Annotated in this window: 21 protein-coding genes; 7 read left to right on the top strand and 14 right to left on the bottom strand. The window is 43.7% G+C overall.

Annotated elements, in window-relative coordinates; translation table 11 throughout:
• Positions 1-15 precede the first annotated feature (15 nt).
• Positions 16-921: a beta-1,6-N-acetylglucosaminyltransferase gene (locus ACE1CD_RS05775; RefSeq protein ID WP_374822256.1), complete on the top strand. Its 906-nt coding sequence runs from the start codon at positions 16-18 to the stop codon at positions 919-921.
• A 61-nt stretch (positions 922-982) separates the two neighbouring features.
• Positions 983-1,759: a glycosyltransferase family 2 protein gene (locus tag ACE1CD_RS05770; RefSeq protein ID WP_374822253.1), complete on the top strand. Its 777-nt coding sequence runs from the start codon at positions 983-985 to the stop codon at positions 1,757-1,759.
• Positions 1,760-1,916: 157 nt separating this feature from the next.
• Here ACE1CD_RS05770 and ACE1CD_RS05765 read toward each other — a convergent pair whose 3' ends face one another.
• Positions 1,917-3,584 carry an esterase/lipase family protein gene (locus tag ACE1CD_RS05765; RefSeq protein WP_374822250.1) on the bottom strand — a complete coding sequence of 556 codons (1,668 nt, stop codon included), beginning with the start codon at positions 3,582-3,584 and terminating at the stop codon, positions 1,917-1,919.
• A gap of 174 nt (positions 3,585-3,758) precedes the next feature.
• Positions 3,759-3,962, bottom strand: coding sequence for a ChaB family protein (locus ACE1CD_RS05760; protein ID WP_374822247.1), 204 nt, complete (start codon positions 3,960-3,962; stop codon positions 3,759-3,761).
• Positions 3,963-4,203: 241 nt separating this feature from the next.
• Between ACE1CD_RS05760 and ACE1CD_RS05755 the strand changes: the two genes are divergently transcribed.
• Together ACE1CD_RS05755 and ACE1CD_RS05750 are read left to right on the top strand one after the other, a co-directional pair.
• A complete protein-coding gene (locus ACE1CD_RS05755; RefSeq protein WP_374822244.1) occupies positions 4,204-6,648 on the top strand; it encodes a PhoD-like phosphatase in 2,445 nt (814 codons plus the stop codon).
• A 28-nt stretch (positions 6,649-6,676) separates the two neighbouring features.
• Positions 6,677-6,907, top strand: a complete 231-nt coding sequence (locus ACE1CD_RS05750) for a hypothetical protein (protein ID WP_374822242.1) — start codon at positions 6,677-6,679, stop codon at positions 6,905-6,907.
• Positions 6,908-6,975: 68 nt separating this feature from the next.
• Here ACE1CD_RS05750 and ACE1CD_RS05745 read toward each other — a convergent pair whose 3' ends face one another.
• The 5 genes from ACE1CD_RS05745 to ACE1CD_RS05725 form a co-directional block, all read right to left on the bottom strand.
• Entirely contained in the window at positions 6,976-8,289 is a 1,314-nt protein-coding gene (locus ACE1CD_RS05745; RefSeq protein ID WP_374822239.1) for a pentapeptide repeat-containing protein, read from the bottom strand.
• 178 nt (positions 8,290-8,467) lie between these two features.
• Entirely contained in the window at positions 8,468-8,608 is a 141-nt protein-coding gene (locus ACE1CD_RS05740) for a hypothetical protein (protein WP_374822236.1), read from the bottom strand.
• A gap of 41 nt (positions 8,609-8,649) precedes the next feature.
• On the bottom strand, positions 8,650-9,222 hold the full coding sequence (locus ACE1CD_RS05735; RefSeq protein ID WP_374798847.1) for a pentapeptide repeat-containing protein: 573 nt from the start codon (positions 9,220-9,222) through the stop codon (positions 8,650-8,652).
• A gap of 183 nt (positions 9,223-9,405) precedes the next feature.
• Entirely contained in the window at positions 9,406-10,401 is a 996-nt protein-coding gene (locus ACE1CD_RS05730; protein WP_374822233.1) for a pentapeptide repeat-containing protein, read from the bottom strand.
• 33 nt (positions 10,402-10,434) lie between these two features.
• On the bottom strand, positions 10,435-11,292 hold the full coding sequence (locus tag ACE1CD_RS05725) for a hypothetical protein (protein WP_374822230.1): 858 nt from the start codon (positions 11,290-11,292) through the stop codon (positions 10,435-10,437).
• 334 nt (positions 11,293-11,626) lie between these two features.
• On the opposite strand from ACE1CD_RS05725, the gene ACE1CD_RS05720 reads away from it, so the two are divergent.
• Together ACE1CD_RS05720 and ACE1CD_RS05715 are read left to right on the top strand one after the other, a co-directional pair.
• Positions 11,627-11,989, top strand: a complete 363-nt coding sequence (locus tag ACE1CD_RS05720) for a hypothetical protein (RefSeq protein WP_374798841.1) — start codon at positions 11,627-11,629, stop codon at positions 11,987-11,989.
• Positions 11,990-12,323: 334 nt separating this feature from the next.
• On the top strand, positions 12,324-12,461 hold the full coding sequence (locus tag ACE1CD_RS05715; protein ID WP_374798839.1) for a hypothetical protein: 138 nt from the start codon (positions 12,324-12,326) through the stop codon (positions 12,459-12,461).
• Positions 12,462-12,693: 232 nt separating this feature from the next.
• On the opposite strand, the gene ACE1CD_RS05710 is transcribed toward ACE1CD_RS05715, so the two are convergent.
• From ACE1CD_RS05710 to ACE1CD_RS05680, 7 genes are all read right to left on the bottom strand, one after another.
• The gene (locus ACE1CD_RS05710) at positions 12,694-14,787 is read right to left on the bottom strand and encodes a cation:proton antiporter (RefSeq protein ID WP_374798837.1); all 2,094 of its coding nucleotides are present in this window, start codon (positions 14,785-14,787) and stop codon (positions 12,694-12,696) included.
• Positions 14,788-14,937: 150 nt separating this feature from the next.
• A complete protein-coding gene (locus ACE1CD_RS05705; RefSeq protein WP_374799172.1) occupies positions 14,938-15,585 on the bottom strand; it encodes a hypothetical protein in 648 nt (215 codons plus the stop codon).
• Between the two features lie 81 nt (positions 15,586-15,666).
• Complete coding sequence (locus tag ACE1CD_RS05700; RefSeq protein ID WP_374798835.1) at positions 15,667-15,864, bottom strand: NAD(P)H dehydrogenase subunit NdhS; 198 nt, start codon at positions 15,862-15,864, stop codon at positions 15,667-15,669.
• Between the two features lie 29 nt (positions 15,865-15,893).
• Positions 15,894-17,174: a rod shape-determining protein RodA gene (gene rodA, locus ACE1CD_RS05695; protein ID WP_374798833.1), complete on the bottom strand. Its 1,281-nt coding sequence runs from the start codon at positions 17,172-17,174 to the stop codon at positions 15,894-15,896.
• 154 nt (positions 17,175-17,328) lie between these two features.
• A complete protein-coding gene (locus tag ACE1CD_RS05690; protein WP_374798831.1) occupies positions 17,329-18,399 on the bottom strand; it encodes an Mrp/NBP35 family ATP-binding protein in 1,071 nt (356 codons plus the stop codon).
• 295 nt (positions 18,400-18,694) lie between these two features.
• Positions 18,695-20,356 carry an iron uptake porin gene (locus tag ACE1CD_RS05685; RefSeq protein WP_374822227.1) on the bottom strand — a complete coding sequence of 554 codons (1,662 nt, stop codon included), beginning with the start codon at positions 20,354-20,356 and terminating at the stop codon, positions 18,695-18,697.
• A 296-nt stretch (positions 20,357-20,652) separates the two neighbouring features.
• Positions 20,653-21,129, bottom strand: coding sequence for an SRPBCC family protein (locus tag ACE1CD_RS05680; protein ID WP_374798827.1), 477 nt, complete (start codon positions 21,127-21,129; stop codon positions 20,653-20,655).
• Positions 21,130-21,800: 671 nt separating this feature from the next.
• On the opposite strand from ACE1CD_RS05680, the gene hemF reads away from it, so the two are divergent.
• Positions 21,801-22,844 carry an oxygen-dependent coproporphyrinogen oxidase gene (gene hemF / locus ACE1CD_RS05675; protein ID WP_374822224.1) on the top strand — a complete coding sequence of 348 codons (1,044 nt, stop codon included), beginning with the start codon at positions 21,801-21,803 and terminating at the stop codon, positions 22,842-22,844.
• Positions 22,845-23,172 lie beyond the last annotated feature (328 nt).

Here is a 23,172-nt window from a genome sequence, read left to right as displayed (position 1 = left end):
TGAAGGATAAAACCCATGAAAGTCTGCTACTTCATTCAAAGTCATAATAACCCAGAACAGGTCTGTAGACTGGCTCGAATTATCAAAACATCTAGCCCCAATTGCCTGGTGCTAATTAGCCATGATTTCAGCACTTCTTATTTGGATTTAACTTCTTTAAGCGATTTATCAGGAATAAATCTGATTAAAAGAAATAAACCGCCAATTAGAAATGAATATTCTTTCTTCGAGGTCTATCTAGAAGCGCTAGACTGGCTATTTGAACGTAATTCAGACTTCGACTGGCTAATACATCTCTCTGGGCAAGATTATCCGATTCAACCGCTATCTAAATTTGAAGAATTTTTGAGTAACACCGAATACGATGCTTTTATCCAACACTGGAAAACAGGCCCTTGGCATCCGCAAAATAGAGGCTATACCCGATTTTACTACCAATACTACTTTTATATGCCCAAATGGTTGCATCCGGTGGTGAAGAAATTTTCCCGAATCAACCAGATCCAATCATTGATTCATATTTTCACCACTTTTGGATTCCGAGTGGGAATCAAGTCATTTTCTATTCCTTTTAATGATAATTTTGTATGTTACGGAAATGTGACTTGGTGTACCCTTTCCCGAAAATGCCTTGCATATTTAAAAGAGTTTCTCAAAAATAATCCCCAATTAGTCTCTTATTACAAAAGAACTATTGCGCCAGAAGAATCTATCATAGCAACTGTGTTAGCAAATCACAAAGAATTTAATTTATGCAATAATGATATGCGTTATGCAGTGGCAGGCGATCGTCAAACCGGTCACTATAAAATTTTGACTATGGAAGATTACCCAAACATGATTAACGACAATTTTTATTTTGCCAGAAGATTTGAACCAAACAGCGAAATCCTCGATTTGCTCGATCCAAAAATATTATAATAGTAACTGGTTGTGACTAATCAAGCTATAATTATATATCTGCGATCGGCAAAGCTTCAATATGTTATTATTTGTCATACCGCTAAAAAGCGCCAAAGTTTCAAAATCCTGGGAACTCGTTTGTAAGTTATTTGAGAGAACTTTAAAATCAGTGTGCAATCAAACCTCAACCGATTTTAGAGTTGTCGTCGTCTGTCATGAAAAACCACAAATTGAATTTCATCATCCTCACATAACTTATATTGAAGTTGATTTCCCGAGCCCAGAGCAAGACTTCAAATCTAAAAGCTTAGATAAAGGTCGAAAAATTTTGTGGGGATTGTTTTACGGACGGCAGTTCAAACCGTCTCATACTATGGTCGTAGATGCTGACGATTGCGTTAGCAAACACCTAGCAGCATTTGTAAATCAAAATCCTCAAAGTAATGGATGGTTTGTAAATAAAGGCTATGTGTATCAGGCGGGTAGCAACTTTATCTATTTGCGTAAAAAAGCATTTAATAAATTGTGCGGAACTTGTAACATTATTAGATATGACCTGCACGATTTACCTGATGATATAAGCCAGGATTACCCAGAACTTAATAGGTATTATGACAACCATAGGAACGTAGAAGATAAGATGGCGCAGAGAAGAACGCCTCTCGAAGCATTACCATTTTTCGGTGCGTTATACATAGTCGGTAACCAAGAAAATATTTATTTGCGAGATAGTAGTTTATTCCTAGATAAAAATAAGGATAAAGGCATTTTATGGAAAATTAAATACTTTCTTAATTTCCGTCTATTGACTAAATCAATTCGCGCAGAATTTGGGCTATACGATCTTGTTAATTAATGTAACAAAGCGCTTGCTTGCAGTTAATTTAAATTCAGATGGCCAATTTTGGGTTGAATCACCTTTGCTTTTCGTACATAGTATTCTAATAAATACCTCTCTATTTTCGAGCTTTTGGTTGGATTATACAATAGCCAAACCCAACCAAAAGCTTTACCTAATTTCTCATAAATGCCTGTAGTTCACCAACTTCAGGAACTTCATCTATTTCTATACGGAAAGTTCCCGCAAAGTCGGTTCCACTGACATCAAATTCCCACCCGCCCGCAATATAACGCATTTTTTCTGTATCTGAAGGTTGGAAATCTGGTGCAGCAAAGCGCTCATTTGTATGCAGATATAGGATTAGATTGGGTTGGTTTTCTGTTGGCAATAAAGCGCGGACATAATATTGCTTGTTGAAAACTCGGTTATCCGAAAAACCGATTCCAAATAAATCGCGTTCGCTGACATAAAAGTCTAGCCGCATCACCATATCTTTAGTAGTGATGCTATTATCTTCGATAATCGGGATTGTGTTCAGGTAACCTTCCCAGATTAATTTGTTATCATCTTCCCAAGCAAAAGCAAGCTCGTTATTCTCTTCCCTAAAGTCAACATTGTTGTCAATAGGATCGACTTTACTAAATGGGCCATAGCAATTTTCCCCTTCTTTACTTTGATGGAAAAGCTCAAAATCGACGCCACGCGGTTTGATCGAAACTCCCAAGTAAAATTCGCTTTTCCCGAAAAAATCTTTGCCGCGAGTGATTTTTCCTTTGGCTAAGCGCAGACGAATTAGGACGTTACCGAAAAAGAAGCGGGTTGCGATTTCAAAAGTCTCTCTAGAAGTCAGTATAGAGTCTGGGCCACCGTGACATTTGTGAATAAAAGTTCGCGCTGAACCGGGAATTTGCGCCGCAATATGTTTGACTAAACCGTCGCTGCGATTGTAACTTGTCCCCAACTCACCTTCGAGGGAAAATAGGCGATTCAATCTTGATGATATAGGGTTGTTGTAGCTGCGGTAATTTGTTCCTACTATCGTCAGCAATCGCTTTAAAGGAAAATGCTTGTGAAAGTTTTTGTAGGATATGCCATTGTTTTCATCTGCCATAAATTCGGGATTGAAATGTTTCATATCATCTGCCGCACTAATGTTTAACCAATGTTTTAAAATTTGGAATGTGACGCCTTGGTGCGGCGTCCCAAGGGTGACAATTTTGTTAATATAATCCTCTGCTTTTCTTTCCTGTTTTGGATAAGTATTTTGCACGGCTTCCTGTACTAATAACCCACCCATAGAATGAGCAATGATGTTAACCAGAGGTTTCGCGCCTGTTTTGATGGCTGTGATTTCCCCAATAAAATCTATTAGTCGAACAAGTGCTTTACCGTAAGTTTCATAAATGCGATCGTCTAAATCGTAGTAACGGAAAATCCAGATCGATCGCCAGGGATCGTCTGTGCTTTCTAGTAAATGTAGCGCCATTCCCGGATCGATGATAATTTTGTCTCCCTCAAAATATCCCATATCCTTCAAACGCATAAATTTTTCTACTATATCCTTATCTTTTGTGCGCTTGAGCTTTTCTGGCAGCAGCGGTTCCCGCTCTATTTTTTTGCTATAATAACCGACAACATTAGTAGCATCTTCGTACTTCCAGTTCGATTTCATGAATCGCAAAAGTAGCCCTTCATATATATAATTTTCCCCTTGTTTTTGAGGATAAACTGTGCCATCGGTAAACCCTTGGTAGGCATTTTTTCTCTCATCAGCAGTATCGAAGCCGCCAAAACCTCGAATCAAAATTATCGGTAGCGCACGGCGAGTAGGGCCAGACATTGCGATCTCCAACATTAGTAAAATTCATTGCAATGGCAGATTAACACAAAATTATTTTGAGTTTCGTTAAATCTGAGCCTAATATATTGTTGCAATTTATAAACAAAATAAAATGAACCAGAGTTTAAAACGCTCGGTTCATAGTTAAAATCGTCTTACCAAAACGATCGACTACTATTCCTGCTTCTCGTGCCAGTTGCCGTCATCCCCTTTTTCGTATTTGTGCTTCACGGCACTCCAGGCAACCTTAAAAGCAACCTCTTCCTCATCGTACTCTTCTGCGGCATTATTAAATGCGGCGCGGAAAATTTCCTGAGCGTGTTTCGGTAGGTGATTTTTTACCGAATCCGGTAAATCATCAATTTGTTGATAAGGCATCGATACACATCTCTTAACTCACCTAATACTAAGTTGCAATCACCCAGAAAAAAACTCATGTCTCTTTTGACTTATTTCGTGACAATAAAGGGATTTTCTGAAGGTGCAGCAACTCAACAGAGGCTTTTCCCGTCAAAGAAACCCGCTTTGTGCGATCGAACAGTACAACCACTTACGGGCAGCTATATTAAAGTCAGTTTCAAAATTCAGGCCGCTTGCATCGAACTTGGAGATACAACCCATGTCATGGACGCCTTTAAGCTATCGCATCGCTCTCCTGCCGCTGATTCTCGCTGGCCCAATATTGCGACGTACAGATCCGGATGCCGTTACCGTTTGGATAGTGTTGAAAGAAGCTAGTGAAGTGACACTGAGGGTTTACTCCACAGAGAACGGTAAGGGAGAAATTGTTAACGATTTGCTGCTTGAGGGTTCGAGAACGACCGTGCAGCTGGGCAAATACTTGCACGTAGTTGCTGTCACAGCCAAATCAGTTAACGGCGAATATTTGCAACCAGGACAAATTTATGCTTACAACATGGATTTCGCCTGCCGAAATTGGTATTTGGCTAAAGCTTTGTGTTCGGAAGCTTCTTTTAATGATGTCACTATCAGTTATTTTGAGCATCAACTGCCCACTTTTGCTATGCCGCCAGATGACCTCAATTTTTTGCGAATTGTTCACGGTTCTTGCCGCAAACCGCATGGAGGCGGACGAGATGCTCTCAACATATTAGATAATATGATTTTAGAGTATGCGAATCAGCCAACTTATAGACCTCATCAACTCTTTTTTACGGGCGATCAAATCTACGGGGATGATGTTGCCGATGCCCTTCTGTGGGCGCTAACAGAGGCAGGGGATACCCTGTTGGGTTGGCAAGAGAAGTTGCCCCTCAAAAAAGATGCAAATGATGAGCAACGATACACCTATGCTAGCGATTTAAAACCGGGTACGCGCAGCGAAATTGCTAGAGATTACGGCGGTTTCACGGCTATGCTTATCAATAAACCGGAAAAAGCTAAAAGTCACTTGTTTAGTTTGGGCGAATATTTGGCGATGTACTTGTTTGTATGGTCGCCCATTCTTTGGCCCCATGAATTACCCCACAGCAAAGATGCACAAAAAGATGGTAAGGAGGCGAAACTGTGGGATAAAGAAGCTTTGACTGTGGAAGCATTCGCACGAGACTTATGGAAAATTAGGCGATCGCTTGCTAATATCCCAACTTATATGATTTGCGATGACCATGATATTAGCGATGATTGGTATCTCAATCGCGAATGGTGCAACCGCGTCCTTAGCAAACCGCTTGGTAGACGTACTTTGCAAAATGGTTTATTGACATATGCGATATTTCAAGCATGGGGAAATACGCCCGAAAATTTCCAAAATGGGCAATCGGGAGAAAAACTATTAGAAGCTGCACAACAATGGTCTTTATCGGCAGGAAATGATGATTTAGTAGGGTCAAAAATTGCTAAGTATTTGGCAATTCCTGAAATAGATTCAGAAACTAATTTGCCCAAGGTAACAGAAGACGAAGATAACTTTATTTTAAATCGAGATTATGCAGATGGAACGCAATGTTTAGAGTGGTACTATAAAATTGAAAGCTTTAAACACGAAACGATCGTACTTGATACGCGCACTTGGCGAGGTTATGCAAAAGGTGACGATCGCACAACAGAACCTCCCATGTTACTCAGTCACACAGCCTTTGAAAAACAGATTCAAAACCCTCTCAAAGAATGCAGAAATCCTAATATAGAAGCAACCATAATTATTGCACCAACAAATTTAATTAGTTTGGCGATTATCGATTCAGTTCAAAAGTGGGATTTAGAACGGGGTAATGTTTTCGGTAGCGATGCAGGTGACTCGTGGAATTTTCATGAAACAGCTTTTTCTATGCTGCTAGCCGAAATGTTTAAACAGCGCGATCGCATAGTTATCCTTTCCGGCGATATCCACTACGGTTGCGCCGTTCGCCTCAGCTACTGGTCTAATTACCATTTTGGCGAATCGAAACTCGATCGCAACTTACCGGAGTCATCCCACGTACTCGCACAGCTAACCTCCAGCGCCTTCAAAAATGCCGAGTGGACAACCCATTTTATCCACACAAAAGCGAAGTCGATCGCACCAGAAAAACCACAATATTGGGCGGGATGGAACAACACACCCCAACTAATTGAAATACAAGTAATCCAAGAAAAAGTGCGGGCGATCGATGTCAAATTACCGCCGAAAAAGCCTGTATTGAGGCAGATTGATTACATTCGCGGTAGCGACGAAATTGCTTGGGAAATATTTGTCAAAAATAGGGAATCTTTACCTGACTGGCGGTATTGCATCGAATGGATAAAACGACAGAAAGCTCAAGAAATTGTTTGGCAGAACAATCAGGAATTAGCAGAAGACGAAAAGTCTAAAAGCTGGAAAGATTTTATTTCCTTACTGTGGCGAAATCGCTGGCTGCAAGAAGGCGATGAAGTTGTCGGTTACAGCAACTTTGGTGTCGTTACTTTCCAATGGCCGGAAAATAACGATAATGGCAAAGCTGTCATTCAAGATCTGTATTGGCATCCGGTATGGAAACCCAACAGCACTGTTTTCAGCAGGTATTTTGTGCCGCTAAGTTTCGATGAAGCGCCGCCACCGCCCAGAGTGTTTTCCGAGTAAAATTTTGATTCAATATTTGGAATTTACTATGAATCAACAACCAAGAATTCCCGATCCACAAACGAAAGCGCGAACTGTTGCACGATTGCGGGAAACCTGCCAAATGCTTGATGCTCTCAATGTATTTTTGGATGGCGCGATCGCCCAAGTAGAAGCAGAAAATCGCGGCAATCCTCTATATCTTCGCCGATTGGAAAGAGCAGAGGAATTGCTGGATTCTCGCAAGCAGGAAAATTTAGAAGAACAAAAGGTGCAATAAAAGCGAATTCTAAGATAACTTGTACTGCACCCTACCCATAATATCAACCCAAACAATTTAGCAATTGCCTACTCGTGAGTCGTACCATCTGGCATAATAGCAGCAGTAAGCTTAGCCTTTTCTAAGTTGCCTCCATCGAGTTTTGCTTCTTTTAGATTTACTTTTTCTAAGTTTGCTCTGCTCAAGTTTGCTCCACGAAGGTCTGCTAAACTTAAATCTGTACCACACAAATTGCTACCGGAAAAGTTAGCGCCACAGAGATTAAGACCGCTCAAGTTTTGCCCGCTCAGATTGGCATTCGTAAAGTTTACCCCAACCAAACTTGCCCCAGTTAAGTTAGCGCCGCTTAAGTTTGCCGAACTTAGGTCGGCTTGGGTTAGTTTCGCTTTAGCCAAATCCGCACCAGTTAGATTAGCAGCGCTTAGGTTAGCACTGTTTAGATTTGCTCCATTTAAATTTGCTGTAGTTAAGTTAGCGCCCCCTAGTTTTGCCTGACTTAGGGTTGCTCCAGTTAGATTTGCCGTGGTTAGGTTAGCGTTGTATAGACTAGCTCCATTTATGGTTGCCGCACTTAGGTTACTTGCAGTTAAATTGGCATAATTCAGGTTCGCTTCCTTCAAAGTTGCTTCACTCAGATTTGCATTAAGCAGTTTTGCATACTCTAAGCTTGCCTTGTTCAGGTTGGCAGCACTTAAGTTAACCTCAATCAAGTTTGCGCCGCTTAAATTTGTCCCACTAATGTTTGCCCCTTGCAAATTTGTCCCATTTAAGTTAACCTGCTTGAGAGATTTTCCGCTCAAATTAATTCCAACTAAATTAATCCCGCTAAAATCCCGTTCACCTTCTTCATATCGCTTCAAAAATTCCTCAGCACTGAGAGTAGGTTCCTGACTTTCTTCTACAGAATCATCAATACTTTCACTTTCAGCCGATTTAACATTGTTGGTATGGACAGGACTGAGAACAGCGTCTTGATTTGTAGGCTGACCATCCACAACCTCAACAGGAGTAGAAGCTGTCACCGATGCGCTATCTTCTGGAAGCGATGTTTGTTTTGGTTGGTCTTGGCGCAGTCTGCGATCGATTTTTTCGATTTCCCGATTTATAGTGTCAATATCATCAACAGATCCGGGCTTGTGGGTTTGGGTAAAATTAGATCGATCGCTCCCAGCAACTCTACCATCAAGACGCTGTTCCAACTCCCCAACTTCCCGCCGCAAATTTTCCAAATCCTGCAATTCAGGTCGATTGTTGAATTGTTCGGTCAAATTATCTAATTGGCGTTTCAACTTGGAAAAATATTGTTTTATAAGATTTTGCTGTTGTTCGATCTGCTCAATTTTCGCAACGAGAGATGCTAAATCCACTTCTGCGTCAGCCATTTGCCGAAATCTCTTGCTCAATACAGTTATTTTCCCCAAACTGGCGACTTTTCCAAAACAGCATAACTACTGAAAGCAACTTGTAGCATGGCACGATTATGTACAGAGATACCGGACTTCTTGAAGAAGTCCAGTATCTGACCAAATATAGCAAAAGTCAAAAGTCAAAAGTCAAAAGTCACTCATTGAAATGCTTGCTGTGAATTGGTTCTGGCGTTTTAGGATGCCCTAACCGCCCTGGCGGTTGCGATAATTCTCTTGTGGGATGGGCGTCTCGCCCGTCCAGTTTTAAATTTTCATGAATTAACCTTACATTCAAATCTTCTGCGTAAGTTCTCGCTCTAATATTCGATCGATCCTCTAAACGTGAATCACTCCTCTTGGCATAATTGCACCTTTCAGCTTTGCATTTCTGAGATTAGCTCCCATTATATTAGCTCCCTTCAAATTGGCTCTTTCTAAGTTTGCTTCACTCAAATTTGCCCCAGAAAGATTTGTGGAAATTAAGTCCGCTTCACTCAAGTCACTTTTAGAAAGATTAGCCCTAGATAGATTCAGACCGCTCAAGTTATGTCGCCGCAAATTTGCTCCAGCCAAGTTAACACCAATAAAATCCAGTTCTCCCTCCTCATACCGCTTCACAAATTCCTCTACACTCATCAGTAATTCTTGAGTTTTTCCTAGATAATTATTGGCATTTTTACTTGCACCATTTTTAGCAGCATCTTTGCCATTGAGATGTAGTTGCAATTCCCCAAATTCCTGTCGCAAACATTCCAACTCCTGCAATTCAGGTCGATTATTGAATTGTTCTGTCAAATTATCTAATCGGCGTTTAAGTTTGGAAACATATCGCTTTACAATTTTCTGCTGCTGTTCCATCTGGTCAATTCTCGCGACCAGCAACGCTAAGTCCACTTCTGGGTCAGCCATTTCCGTCACCCGATGCAAGGATTTTGGATTTTTGATTTTTGATTTGCTCCCTTTTGGAAGGACGGAGCTTGAAATTCGGAAAAATTTTTTGAGGCTTCCCCTTGACATTGCAAGCTTGAAACCCCTTTTTTCCCCTCAATTTCTACTTAGATAAAATTATTTTTGCCAAAATAGCTTACCCAATTAATAACCTTGAATTATCCCATCAGGCATAGTTGTACCGCTCATATTTGCGCCAGTCAGATAGGCACTACTCAACTCTGCTCTAGTAAAATTCGCTTTACTCAAATTCGCATTAGTCAAATTTGTCCTCGCCAAGTAAGCTTCAATCAAATCGGAATCGCTTAAATTAGCTTCAGATAAATTTGCCCGACTTAAATCTGCTCTGACCAGGCGACAAGCACTCATATTAGCCTTACTCAAATGCGCTTTATTCAACTTAGCGTCAGCTAATAGAGAACCGCGCAAATTCACACCGGTCATGTCTGCTTCCAGCAATTTTGCCCGTTCCAACTTAACATTAGTCATGTTGGCATAGCGCAAATTAGCTTCGCTCAAATTAGCTTCCGTGAGAAACGCACCGCTCAAATTAGCTTCAGATAAATCCGCACCACTCAAATTTACCTCGCGTAAAGTTGCCTCGCTCAAATTAGCACCGCTTAAGTCAACTTTCGCCAAATCTACACCCGTCAAATTAGCACCTCTCAAGTCTGCCCTACGCAACTTAGCACCGCGCATAGTCGCAACGTAAACTCTCGCTTCCTCCCGCAAGTTTGCACCCCGCAAGCAAGCACCGGTCAAATTAGCACCGCTGAGATTCGCACCGCGTAAATCTGCACCGATCAAATTAGCATCCTGCAGATATGCTAAAGTCAAATCCGTACCGCGCAAATCGGCATTTTGTAAAGTTGCTCCGTGCAAATCGGCATTGTGTAAATTTGCAGAAGTAAGGGTAGCTTGGTTTAAGTTGGCACCGCATAACTTTGTACCAATTAGATTTGCCTTTCTGAGTATGGCTCGATTCAGATATGCAAAAACTAGAGTAGCGCCATGCAAATCTGCTGTAGGCAGAGAAATTCCTATCAAATCCGCACCATATAAGTTTACACCGCTGAGGTTCGCACCGCTAAAATTTGTTTCGCCAGCAGCGTATCGCCTTTTTAGTTCGTTACCATCCATATACTTTTCCTATTAATTACCCTAATTTTGAATTTACAGTTGGCGTACCTGATAGGTATTATCATTTTCATCATTTAAATGGCTCTCAGTTCCGTTCATTAACTGCCCGCGAGCTATACCTACTTGTGTCTCTACAGACATAACATTCTCTAATGTTTTTACTTTGTACATTCCCGGTACGCGATTGGTATAAAAGGGTTTCAGAGTCTGAATTATTGCGCTTGCTGCTTGCGAATTTTCTTCTGGTTCAAATAGACACCTAGCAGTGCTGCTCAGTCTAGCCTCTAGCTCTCTTACCGTTTCGCAGAATGCGTACAAATTGAACAGCAAATCGTCAAATTCGTGGCTTCTAATCGTGACTAAATCCTGCTCGCTGAAACTTAGCTGGTGATACAGCGTGGAAAATATAAGTACTTTCGCCCTGAACGGATTTGTATATTTCATAATTTCCATCCGCACGTTAAAGCGATCGTATGGCGGCACTGTTTGATTAACTTGCGATTTTGTTGCAACATCCGGCTGTTGTTGCACTATTGGTTGCACTGCCAAAGCGTTGCTTTTAGAACCGCTTGATACTACTTGCGTTGGCTCCTCAACATTTAAGTATAACTTACTCACTTTCTCAAAAATTATATTTGCTATGACAGAATATTCCCCCGGTTTATTAAGAGTCTTTACAACTTTATCCAAAGTTAATTTGAGATTTTCTGGCGTTGGATTAGCCTCAAATAATTTTTTGAGCAAATCCTGAAAAGTGAAACTTTGCAACTTATTTAGGTCATTTTCCCAAACATTGTGGCACGCACCGAAGATTAACTTTTTAATGCGCGTTGAGTTTTCATGCTGTTGTAAATATTGCACAATTTCATCAAACCCAGATAAAACTTTCATTTTTGTTGCCTCCCTACCCAATCCAGCAACTGTTTGGTCTATTCTAATACGGAGTGAAGCCCAAAAGATTGGGTGCTTCAACCCCTACTCCGGATCTACCCATTTGACATACATCTTTTTTTAAGCTATATTTGTAAGTTTATGAATAAAAGCAATAAAAATCAATAGCTGTACGCCTAAAGGCTGACTGAGTTACAGGTAAATATAAAAAAGCTCAAATTGGCATCCCCCTAACGATATACTGATGTCCACCTTTGGGTATACTTGGCAGAATAGCCTTTCGCTGTAGCAAAGGCTGCGCGATCGCTGTCAGTAACCGATATAGGTGGAAAGGATGAACCAATTGGAGTTAGAACAAGAAATCACAAAAGTGACAATGGGTATAATGACCCGTAACAGCCAGATTGCTTCCGATATCATCGCCAATCTGAGAACCAAAATGACCCTAGAAGAAGTAGCTGGTGTGATGCTGATCGGTCTTGAGCGTTTGATCTGGTTTGACGGAGAGCTATTTTTTTGGGCTACAGAAAATTTGCTGCCTGTTGATATTAAACAGGAAATCAAAAGAATAATGTCAGTAAATACTTATAAACGGTTAATTGCCAAAGGTTTTATCCCCGGCAAGGACTTTAGTATGAATGCCGATGGCACGCTGCTACAGAAACCCTGTCCCAGCGCTTCTTCAATCTTCTCTTAGAACAGTAGGACTGCTATCCCAACTTTGACTGAACGGATTGAGAATTTATTTATTGTGGCAGCTGATATTGCTGAGAGCGTTAATTTGTCTCTCGTACAAACGATCGGCTGCCCCCATGTGTCCGACTTTCCACCTGCGCGATCGATACCTTTATGCCAAAAACCATAGTTTAGCTTCGCCAACAAGATAGAAATTTATGCACTTTATGCCAAAGTGTGATATATAAATTTCCTTTCAGCCGATCGACAGATTAAAAATCACCATAAATCAGTAGTGAAATTTGGTAGCGCATGAGGGAATAATAGGGACAGATAAGGCTCAAGGAGGCCGATTCATGATCGATTACATTTCCTTTGGATCTGCACTTCAGACGATCGCCGTTGCCTATTTGGTTTCAGCATTTCTGTTAATCGCAGCTTCCTACGTTTGTTTTGCCGTAATTGAAACGCTCGAAGCAACCGGTAAATTATGATCCCACACTCCCGCTTCTCAATTTACCGATCGAAGCTTGAAAAAACGTAAGAAACTCTTACTTCCTGTCAACCTCAGCTTTGGAGCGCGAATTCTTTGAGGCGCACACTACGCGAACACTTGCACCGAGAACTCGCGTCATCCAAAAGCAAGGTTGCTACTAAGTACTGAATTGGCCAATCTCAAACTCTGTCCGTTTCAAGGCCCAGCCAATCCAAAATCCTCGGATCGCGTCACCCCGGATCGCGAATATTGACACCACTTGCAGCAGTTAGCGTCCTTTGAGGTTCTCCCAACATTACTAAAGAACAAGTCAATTGGTGTACCAGCTGAGTCGTCACATCACTAATGGCTAATCCCCCAGCAGTTCGCAGCCGTTTCGATCGCAAAATCACCAAATCGGAAGACTTAGCAGCATTCAGTATTGCTCTTGCCACATCCTCTTGGGGAAGCACTTGAATTACAAAGTTATTTTGGGGCACCACTTTTGCGGCGAGTAAAGCCAATTGGGACTCATCCCAAGCACGTTGCGTCGGCGTAGTTCTGCGATCGCTTACGTGCAGTAGCGTTACCTGTGCCTGATTTGCCTGGGCCAGAACTTTGGCAAATCGCACAGGTTGTAAAGCCTGAGATGTTAAATTTTCGATCGGCACTAAAATCCGCTTTACCTGCGTTGGCGAATCCAGCAACCGCGTTACAGCCACCGGACAGTGAGCCGCCCACAGCACGCTATCGATTACATTACCAAAAAAGCGAGCCCGAAACCCACTTCGGTGACCCCAACCCATCACAATCAAATTGGCATTTTGTTCCCGACTCGCACGGCTAATTCCTTGGGGGACGCTATCATCAATTCGCAGCAAAGGTTTCGCTTCGACTCCCAGTTCTCGACTCAGTTGCAGGGCATTTTCTAGAAGCAGATCACCGCGATCGTGAGCCATCTCCAGTTCCGGGGCGTCCATGTGTACGTGAGCTTTAGCGATCGCCAACGGTACAATCCTACCCCCTTCGTGCTGTGCCAACAAAGCCGCCATTTCAATTAAAAAGCGCTCAGTTTGAGGATTGTACACTGGCACCACCACTGTAAAACGCGATGCCTCTAACTTTAAAGCGCTTTCATCCCCAGAATTTGTACCGATATCCAAATTCGTTTCCGGTACTTTTAATCCCACCGCCACTCGACTGGTAATCAATGGGCCTAACGTAGCCGTTACCAGCATCAAAACCAGAACGCTATTCAAAACCGCTTCACTCAGCAATCCAGCGCGATACCCTACCAAAGTCGCCGCCAAAGTTGCTGCCACTTGGGGTAGGGAAAGCGACCACATGGTCAGCATTTCCTGCCAGTTATAGCGGTAAACCAGTTTGGCAAAGAAAGCCGCCAAAAATTTACTCGCAATTAAACCCACCACAATCGCCAATGTGAGCCAAATCGATGCCAGACTTTTAATAAAACCTGGAATATCGATTAGCAATCCCATATCCACAAAAAATATGGGAATAAATAGGACGCTACCGACAAAAATTACTTTTTCTTTGACAGGTCCACCACCCAGCACATCGTTGACTGCCAAACCTGCTAAGAAAGCACCGACAATTTTTTCTACCCCAATTAACTGCGCTCCCAATGCTGCCAAAAAAACCGCTAAAAGTACAAACAAAAACTGGTTGCCTTCATCATCGCCAGTGCGACGAAAAAATTCTTTTCCCGCCCAATCAAAACCGAACAGCACAATGGCAGAGTAGATAATCAGCGAACCTAATAAGGTAATTAACTTGATGATTGTGAAGTTACCGGCATGAATGCCGATACAAACTGCCAAAACCAGTAGAGCGCCAATATCGGTGAAAATAGTAGCGCCAATCGTGACCGTAACGGCTTCGTTTCCCACCACTCCCAGACGGCTGACGATCGGATAAGCTAACAGGGTATGAGAAGCAAACAGGGAACCGATCAAAATTGAAGCGTTCCAGTCAAAGCCGAACACACGCCCGACGATTGTTCCGAAAATCAGGGGTACAACAAAAGTAAAAGTACCGAAACCAGCCGATCGATGCTTGGTTTGGCGGAATTGTTCCATGTCTACTTCCAATCCCGCCACAAACATCAAGTAAATTAACCCAATGTCCGACAGCAGTTGCATCGTCGGCATTTCAGGCTGAAGTCGATTCAAAGCATTAGGGCCGAGGATTACCCCCGCTACCAACAAACCCACCAATCCCGGCAACCGCAGTTTCTCGAAAATCGCGGGTACGGTCAAGATGACTACCAATAAAATCGCGAACGGTACGATCGGTTCGTGGAGAGTTTCTATAACTGATTCCATAGCTACCAACTCTGAGTGCGATAAGGTCAGAAACCCGGTTTCTTCGTGAGTTTTTAGCTGTGAAACCCACGATTTTGCATAGAAACCGGGTTTCTTTGCGTAAGTCCTACCCTATCTACTCAAAACTCAAAAGCGAAAATTCTAAACTCTCTAAGGGTGGATTTGGCTTAAAATTACTCTCAAGCGATCGTAGTCATCCCTGAGCAAGACGCTTAAATTTCTGCCCGCATTAACTAACCAGGTGCGATCGGCCTTTCTGAGTTGATAAATTTCCCGCATAGCGGCAGCACACAGCGCATCTACTGGCGCATTGTTTATCTGCAACAGCGTCCGCAAAAAATCTAACTTCTCGCTAAAATCGATCACTTCTTCATCGCTACAACGATAAACCGCTTGATGAATTTGCGGCGGACGAGGGGGTAAATGCTGGTAAATGACGGGGGTTCCCCGCGATGGCGAGCGATAACCCACAATAGCAGCTCGAAATTCAGTTTTGAGCATCGCAAAAATCTGGGGTTGTTCCTCGCGCAACTCCTCGATCGTCATTCCCAGCGCTCTAGCCCGATGAATTGTGTCGATCGGCATCGTCGTGGCATGATAAACTACCGCGTAGATCTGATTGCCCGATTCTTCATCCACCGACCTCACCCAACAGCCAAAAGGTGGCATAGCTGGAAAATTCAGAGTTTCCGGTTCCAAACATTGCCCTAAAAATTCAGTTGTTCCCGTTTCTATTACTTCCGCAAAGTGATCTGGGTGACGCTGATTTTGTGAAAATTGTGGCAGGGGAAGACGCATAACCAAAACTTTATTGTTCATCGTTCATTGTTCATTGCTCATTGTCATATTGCAATTAACTAATGAACAATGAACTCTTAGCTATTTGGCTTTTTTCCGACCAGCTGTAGTATCTACCAGTTCCAATTCTGAAAGCCGGAATGTTACCAATTTATCCCAATTTCCACCTTCAAAAAGAACGGCTGCTTTGCCATCGCTAACACGTTGAACAAGCCCTTGATAGCCGTAGTAAATATCCGAGCCATTCTTTACTCGCACTGCCGAACCGGGCAAAATCATAATTTTTTCCTCTTCTAATTGCCTTGCTACTAAAACCTAAGTCGCTGTCGGTAAGTTGCCACCGATTCTACCAAACCGAGGGAAATAAAATTAGTTAGCATCGCCGAACGTCCGTAACTGACCCAAGGCAGGGGAATCCCAGTAACCGGTGCTAGGCCGATCGTCATGCCTATATTAACGATTACCTGAAACACGATCATAGCTAAGACGCCGATCGCCAACAGGGAACCAAAATTGTCTTTGGCATTCTCAGCAAGAATAATCAAGCGCAGACAGATTAACCAAAACACTACCATAACCAGAATACAGCCGACAAATCCCAATTCTTCACCGATCGCTGAGAAGATAAAATCTGTATGTTGCTCTGGGATAAAGTGCAGCTGAGTTTGAGTGCCGTGATGAAGACCCCTACCCCACACCTGTCCGGAACCAATCGCAATCCGAGATTGGATGAGGTGGTATCCTCCTCCCAATGGGTCTTTTTCTGGATTCAAAAATAGAATCAAGCGGTTTTTTTGATATTCCTTCAATATTCCCCAAAACAGGTGTCCGATTTCGCCACCCAGGATGTTAATTGCAAAAGCGCCTGCGATCGTCCACCGCCAAGGCAGCGTCCGCCAAGCAATTAAGCTCATCAAGGTTGCCCAACTAATTAATACTGCCCAAGCTATCCATTCCGGCGAATATGGATTGAGCAAAAAGGCATTAAACACAACAGCGGAAACAACGGGAGAAACCAGCAGTAACAACCAGCCGGGATGGGCATTGCCCCAGTAAAGCATACCCACAACGATCGCACCAAACACCAAAGAAGTGCCCAAGTCCGGCTGTATGAATACTAAAAGCCAGGGAACTGCTGTAACTGCCAAAGCTCTGAGGGCAGAAAAAATATTCGACGCCCCTTCAGAATGCAAAAGTGCAGCCAAAGTGATAATCAATCCTAGCTTGGCAAATTCTGAGGGTTGGAAATTGAAGCCGCCGATACTTATCCATCGCTGCGCCCCTTTGGCACTATAACCCAGGATCATTACCGCTATCAGCAAAACGTTAGTGACACCGTAAATATACCAGTGCCAATCGATCAGGTTTTCGTAACGACAGCGGGCTAAGAAAAGCATGATTACCACACCAATCCCAGTCACAAGCCAGTGCTGCCACCAGTCGGTAACAGGGGTATTCAATTCTGTACTGCGGATCATCACACCGCCAAAAACGCTTAGCCCTACAGGCAAGGCAAAAAGCCACCAGTCCATCTCTTGCCAAGATAAAAACCTAGCTTTCCAGCGGAATGGGTTGAACAAATCCAACATAGATACTCAATCGTGAATGAGGAAAAGGGAATGGGCAGTTTTAGAGTTTAGTTTTAGATTTTAGAGTGAAATTGAATTTGCGATCGGTCATCTGCAATTTTAAATTTAGCGATCGCCGATAACCGATCGCCTTTTCATTCCATACACCCAGTTATTAAGCTAAAGCAGCTACCGAAACCTTGCCGGCAATGCGCTGGGCGATTGCCATCAAAGCTTTTGCGGAAGCCGAATCCGGATCGGCGACGACAATGGGCAAACCGCGATCGCCTCCTTGACGCAAAGAAATTTCCAGAGGCACGCACCCCAGCAGCGGTACGCCCAATTCAGCCGCAGTTTTCTCGCCTCCACCAGAGCCAAAAATATCATACTGGCGATCGGGCAGATCGGGCGGAATAAAATAGCTCATGTTTTCTACAATTCCCAAAACCGACACTCCCATCTGCTGGAACATTTTTAAGCCTTTGCGAGAATCGAGCAAAGCTACATTTTGGGGTGTTGTCACAATTACAGCACCAGCCATCGGCACAGCCTGAATCAAGGTTAGCTGTGCATCCCCGGTACCGGGCGGCATATCCACAATTAAGTAATCCAGTTCTCCCCACTGCACCTGATACAAAAATTGGCGGATAATACCGTTGAGCATCGGGCCGCGCCAAATCACCGGCTGGTCTCTACCGATTAAAAATCCCATCGAAACCAGTTTGACACCGTGATTGAAAGCTGGCTCTAAAATTTCTCCAGAGGCAGTTTGTTGTACGGTCACCTTGGCATCTGCCAGTCCCAGCATGGTCGGTGTATTGGGCCCGTAAATATCCGCATCGATCAGACCCACTTTAGCACCGGATTGAGCCAAAGCCACTGCCACATTTACTGCGACAGTGCTTTTGCCAACACCGCCCTTCCCGCTAGAAACAGCCAAAATATTCTTGACACCGGTAATCCCAGTGCGATCGGGCAGTCCTTTTTGCTGTGGCGTTTCTGCGGTGACATTCACCAGCACATCCTTTACTCCTGCTAGCTGTCGCACTGCTTTTTGACAATCTTCGACAATGAATTCCCGTAAAGGGCAAGCAGGTGTTGTCAGCACTAACGTAAAACTAACATTACCGTCGTCAATCTTGAGATTGCGAATCATGTTCAATTCCACTAAACTCTTCCGGAGTTCGGGGTCTTGCACGGGGCGCAATACTTCTAAAACCGAGCTGGCATCGAGAATATCGGACATTGTGTTTTTTTTCCCCTCTGTTAGGGGCTACTAAATATTCAGCCTTGAAATTAACTATATGTTTTCTGGCTTTAATATCATCGATTGATTTTAGCTTTAAGTTATTGATAAATTAAAATTTTAGCATAATTCGGTCAAATCATTGCTGGGTATAACGTATTTACATCTTCCATTTCCAAACAGAACGTATTTGTGTACATACGGCTAATTTGAGGTACTTAAGGTAGCTCAAATTAGCCATATGTACCGAATCTTAGATTTAAACTTCGCCGTCGCCAAGGTAAAATCAACTTACCTAGAAGCTAAAGCTAGTTCTAACTACACCAACAACAACATCGGGGTTGCGTTCGTCGTGGTTAGGGGCTGTCAGCCAGAACACTCCAGGGGTAATGGTGATATTGTCGTTGACGCGATGGGTGTAAAACACCTCGATATGATAGCCGACATCGCGATCGCTCCGCTGTCCCGGTTCTAAACCGATCGCTTGTGCCAGCGCTGCATTGCTAGTACCTCCCAGCCTGGGTTGTATCCCAAAAATCAGGCCAGCTGTATTTCCTTTTTTACCCACATCATACAAAACCATATCCAAGTCATACTGCCATACCTCTGCATCTCCCTTGGTGCCTTCTCCCAAAGTTCGCACTTTGGAATGAGCCAGACCGCCACCTATATCAACATTTGGCAAAATTCGATAGAAAGACCCCACAAAAAAAGTGTTAGCCACCACTGGCCCAGCCCCAACTATTTTGGCCGGGTTACTACCCGCAGCCGTATCGATCCCGAATAGAGGGGAGTAGCTATTCATATAAGACGCAGAAAGCCGAAGCCGACCCAAAGTGATCACCGGACGGACAGAAGCTGCGTAACCTCCCTGGAATAGTCCCTTGCTGGGGTCATTTGCCGTAAATTCGTTCGCCAAGGAAAAGTCTACGTTTAACCAGGGAGCAGCCCGCCATTGCAAACCAATCCCTGCCTGCTGGTTAATTGGGTAAAGCAAAGGACTTGTTTTACCGAAATAGGATATTGGGCCCGTACCCAGGTCGGTCAAAGTGGTAATGTTAGCGGAAAGAACCCGATTGCTGGCAAACGCATCCAAGGAAACCGTCAACTTGTCGCCCACTGGAAAGCGATACTGCAATTGGTTGAGGGAAATATCGTTATTACCAAATCCATATACGTACTTGGCGGGAATCACAAAACGAGTTTCATCGCTAGTGCCCCTGAGATCGGTTTCCGGAAATCGGGTTTCCGTACTAAATACTTCCAGATTGGAGGCTTCCAGACCGACGATCAAGCTGTCTTTACCGGAAAAGCTGGTCAGGAAAGTCAGAAAAGCTTGGTAGCCAAAAGTAGTGTTATTTGCTGAGCCTGCCCTTTCCCCAAAGACATCTCCAAAATACATCGATACCTGACCGCTTAGCTTGGTGGTAGTCGAGAACTGTTGTGTTTCTAATCTTGCTGTACGAGCTTCTAGAGAATCTACGCGCCCTCTCAAAGAAGCAAGTTCGCTAGCGAATTCTTCTTGCAATCTTTGCAAGGTGGCTAGGTCTTCTTTTGTGACGCCTTGGGGTAGCGAAGCGATGAGTTCTTGTATTCGATTCAAACATTGGTTCAAACCAGCCGCAAATTCGTAGCGGGTCATTGCCCGGTTGCCCCGGTAAGTGCCATCTGGATAACCTTCGATACAACCATACCGCTCCACCAGAGATTGCAATGCGCCAAACGCCCAATCCGTTGGCTGCACATCTGATAGCTGAGATACTGAGGTTACCCTTGCCAGAGAAGATCTTTTTTCCGATGACTTGGGAGCAAGCGGATTTGCCAAGCCCGGAGTAGGTGAGGCAGTTGACTCCTCGTTGATTGCTAAATCTCCAGCTATTGCTTCGTGCGATCGCAGCAGCCCACCGCCCAACAAAGTTAGCGTAAATGCCAAAGTTTTGCAAAATAGTTTATTCATACTTAGTATCGAAGCTCACACCACAGCCACTTATTCGAGCCAAAAAAAGTCAACCGCATGGAGATAATGTAAAAAATTTATCATTACTTTCAAACCCATGCTTTTTTGACTTGAAGCTAAATATAGCAACAATCATATAACGAGTGATTTTTCAATTAGTAGGAAAAGTAGGTTTTTTTTGAATAGCTTGTTTGGCAGAGCGATCGCATTGTTACGTATTAGCTAAGCCAGATGATGAAAGATAGTTCAACGATCGCTAGGATGCAATGCTTGTTAACTTTAACAACTACAACAGCCTACAAGCAGGCACGCTCAGCTGCGTGGGCTAATTCGGCGGCCACCCGTGCGGCACTGGCGCGAATCAGCGACCAGATTAGGGGGGATAACCACCCTTGCAAAGTAATCGAACAGGAAATCTGAGTACCGCAGACTGTAGACTGGACTTTATAAGTCACCCGTTCCTCAACGCCCGGTAAAGTGAGAATACGCACGCTTAACAATTCCCTCGGTTCTACTTGCTCGACAAAGATGCGAATCGGGATAGGAATCGATCGCATCACACCTTGGTATATCAAACCCGGTTTGGCAACCAACCCCTTGGGAACATTCGTGCTGGCCAACAGCGGATGCCAGGAAACATCAGCTAAATCTGTGACTTTTTGCCATAAAGCTTCCACAGAAGCCGAGGTGAGGACTTGATATGTACGGCGTCGCGAAAAGTTGCACCAACGCCTTTTAGGAGGCTGGATAGATGGGGAGGAAAAATCAGGCATTACTACACTCCTCCTGTAGCTGATTTCCAAAGCAGCCCTTGAGATACTGTACTGAAAACGGGGATGTTAACGGTATTAAGAGCCTTCTTAAATCTTGTACCGTATCCCGAACAATCTTAAGAGGTGATTTAAACTGTCTTGTCCGGCAAGACCTACCTACGAGATTGGCTGAAAATAAAATTTGTACCATCGTTCCCCTGTGATTGGGACAAAGGGGTACCAATATCCAAATTTACCGATCGTCAGGTCGATCTTGATTTTCAATGTATTATATTAATGCCCCAATCAACCTTAAAAGGGTCGGGCTGGAACTGTTCCTGACCTCAAACAGCCCTAGCGGGAAAGTTAAGGGCCCACGATCGTAGTACCGCGATGGAAGTTCTCTGAACTTTTCAGGGATTTGGAAGCATACGCTCAGCCGTACCGGGAAGCATAAATAGTTTACTGCTACTGGGTTTACAGAAATGCAAAACCTCCTTCCGGACGCTGTGTAAGACCATCATCGTACTAGGTACGAACTCTTTTTGAGAAGTCCCCAACGTGGCAACGGCTGATGAAAGTGGAACCTACGATACTAGGGCTGAGGTCCTGATGGTGAACAATTCATTCTCAAGAGTTTCGGACAATTAAACCACTGTCGGTTAACCAGATTAGATTACTTTTTTGAGATTATGACAGCTTTTTCGACTTCGCAGGTAACAACGCCGCAAAATATTCCGCCCGCTGACTCAAAAGCCAGAGTCAGCCAATTTATGAAAAAGCTCCAAGACGATATTTGTGAGGCATTGGAACAGCTGGATGGCAGCGCGACTTTCAGGGAAGATAGCTGGGAACGACCGGAAGGTGGCGGCGGTCGTTCTCGCGTACTCCGCGAAGGAGGGGTATTTGAACAGGGAGGCGTGAATTTTTCTGAGGTTTGGGGCGACCATCTGCCACCATCAATTCTGACACAACGCCCAGAAGCAGCAGGACATCGCTTTTACGCTACTGGCACATCAATGGTCTTGCATCCGCGCAATCCCTATGTGCCAACCGTACACCTCAACTATCGCTACTTTGAAGCTGGCCCTGTTTGGTGGTTTGGTGGAGGTGCTGACTTGACCCCATACTATCCCTTTGCAGAAGATGCCGCTCATTTCCACAAAACGTTCAAGCAAGCCTGCGATGCCCACTATTCGGAATACTATCCTACTTTTAAACGCTGGTGCGATGAATATTTCTATTTAAAACATCGCCAGGAAACCCGGGGAATCGGTGGCATATTTTTTGATTACCAAGATGGCCAGGGACAATTATACCGAGGGCCAGATGTAAATGGACCGGCAGGAGTTTACAGTGCATCTATCGGCGATCTCAAACCGCGCACTTGGGAAGAGCTGTTTGCTTTTGTCCAAGATTGCGGATATGGTTTTTTATCGGCTTATCTGCCGATCGCAGAACGACGTCGAGGGATAGAATATGGCGATCGCGAACGCAACTTCCAACTTTATCGCCGAGGACGGTATGTAGAATTTAACCTAGTTTACGACAGAGGTACTATTTTTGGCCTCCAGACAAACGGGCGTACTGAGTCGATTCTCATGTCTTTACCGCCCCTAGTACGCTGGGAGTACGGCTATCAACCGGAACCCAACACACCAGAAGCTCAATTATATGAAGTTTTTCTAAAGCCTCAAGATTGGGCTAATTGGGTTACTCCTGTAGGGAATGTGTAAGCTAAACTACTGGAAGTCACTGAGCCCGGAATAAAATGTGCGGGCTTAGAGCAGCAGCAAGCCAAGGGGTTATAAACAAGACAAAAGCAGTGTCCAGTCAATAGCTGAATCGTCTGAATGTGACAGTTTGAGTAGAGAACGCTCACCTGCTTTTCTAGCTCTATGACGGTTAGCGCCTAAGACAATTAAAGCTTGGGGAAACTAGAATCGTCATTGCCTTGGCTGTAATTTGAGAAGATATAAACTCAAACCCAGTATCCTAGAAGATCGGAACGTAAGCCTGAGTAGAGATATCTCGAAATGGCAATCTGAACCCAAGAATGCTACA

This window comes from Aerosakkonema sp. BLCC-F183 (genome assembly GCF_041929145.1).
Classification (GTDB): Bacteria; Cyanobacteriota; Cyanobacteriia; order Cyanobacteriales; family Aerosakkonemataceae; genus Aerosakkonema.
Note: the sequence above shows the minus strand (reverse complement) of the source record. Positions and strands in the feature narration are given on the sequence as shown.

Excerpts from the sequence above, each read along its gene's own strand:
- ACE1CD_RS05720 (WP_374798841.1), top strand. The coding sequence starts at position 11,627 with ATGAACCAATTGGAGTTAGAACAAGAAATCACAAAAGTGACAATGGGT.
- ACE1CD_RS05705 (WP_374799172.1), bottom strand. The coding sequence starts at position 15,585 with ATGCGTCTTCCCCTGCCACAATTTTCACAAAATCAGCGTCACCCAGAT.
- ACE1CD_RS05750 (WP_374822242.1), top strand. The coding sequence starts at position 6,677 with ATGAATCAACAACCAAGAATTCCCGATCCACAAACGAAAGCGCGAACT.
- ACE1CD_RS05715 (WP_374798839.1), top strand. The coding sequence starts at position 12,324 with ATGATCGATTACATTTCCTTTGGATCTGCACTTCAGACGATCGCCGTT.
- ACE1CD_RS05685 (WP_374822227.1), bottom strand. The coding sequence starts at position 20,356 with ATGAATAAACTATTTTGCAAAACTTTGGCATTTACGCTAACTTTGTTG.
- ACE1CD_RS05700 (WP_374798835.1), bottom strand. The coding sequence starts at position 15,864 with ATGATTTTGCCCGGTTCGGCAGTGCGAGTAAAGAATGGCTCGGATATT.
- ACE1CD_RS05735 (WP_374798847.1), bottom strand. The coding sequence starts at position 9,222 with ATGGCTGACCCAGAAGTGGACTTAGCGTTGCTGGTCGCGAGAATTGAC.
- hemF (WP_374822224.1), top strand. The coding sequence starts at position 21,801 with ATGACAGCTTTTTCGACTTCGCAGGTAACAACGCCGCAAAATATTCCG.
- ACE1CD_RS05690 (WP_374798831.1), bottom strand. The coding sequence starts at position 18,399 with ATGTCCGATATTCTCGATGCCAGCTCGGTTTTAGAAGTATTGCGCCCC.
- ACE1CD_RS05725 (WP_374822230.1), bottom strand. The coding sequence starts at position 11,292 with ATGAAAGTTTTATCTGGGTTTGATGAAATTGTGCAATATTTACAACAG.
- ACE1CD_RS05775 (WP_374822256.1), top strand. The coding sequence starts at position 16 with ATGAAAGTCTGCTACTTCATTCAAAGTCATAATAACCCAGAACAGGTC.
- ACE1CD_RS05710 (WP_374798837.1), bottom strand. The coding sequence starts at position 14,787 with ATGGAATCAGTTATAGAAACTCTCCACGAACCGATCGTACCGTTCGCG.
- ACE1CD_RS05770 (WP_374822253.1), top strand. The coding sequence starts at position 983 with ATGTTATTATTTGTCATACCGCTAAAAAGCGCCAAAGTTTCAAAATCC.
- ACE1CD_RS05680 (WP_374798827.1), bottom strand. The coding sequence starts at position 21,129 with ATGCCTGATTTTTCCTCCCCATCTATCCAGCCTCCTAAAAGGCGTTGG.
- ACE1CD_RS05730 (WP_374822233.1), bottom strand. The coding sequence starts at position 10,401 with ATGGATGGTAACGAACTAAAAAGGCGATACGCTGCTGGCGAAACAAAT.
- ACE1CD_RS05765 (WP_374822250.1), bottom strand. The coding sequence starts at position 3,584 with ATGTCTGGCCCTACTCGCCGTGCGCTACCGATAATTTTGATTCGAGGT.
- ACE1CD_RS05745 (WP_374822239.1), bottom strand. The coding sequence starts at position 8,289 with ATGGCTGACGCAGAAGTGGATTTAGCATCTCTCGTTGCGAAAATTGAG.
- rodA (WP_374798833.1), bottom strand. The coding sequence starts at position 17,174 with ATGTTGGATTTGTTCAACCCATTCCGCTGGAAAGCTAGGTTTTTATCT.
- ACE1CD_RS05760 (WP_374822247.1), bottom strand. The coding sequence starts at position 3,962 with ATGCCTTATCAACAAATTGATGATTTACCGGATTCGGTAAAAAATCAC.
- ACE1CD_RS05755 (WP_374822244.1), top strand. The coding sequence starts at position 4,204 with ATGTCATGGACGCCTTTAAGCTATCGCATCGCTCTCCTGCCGCTGATT.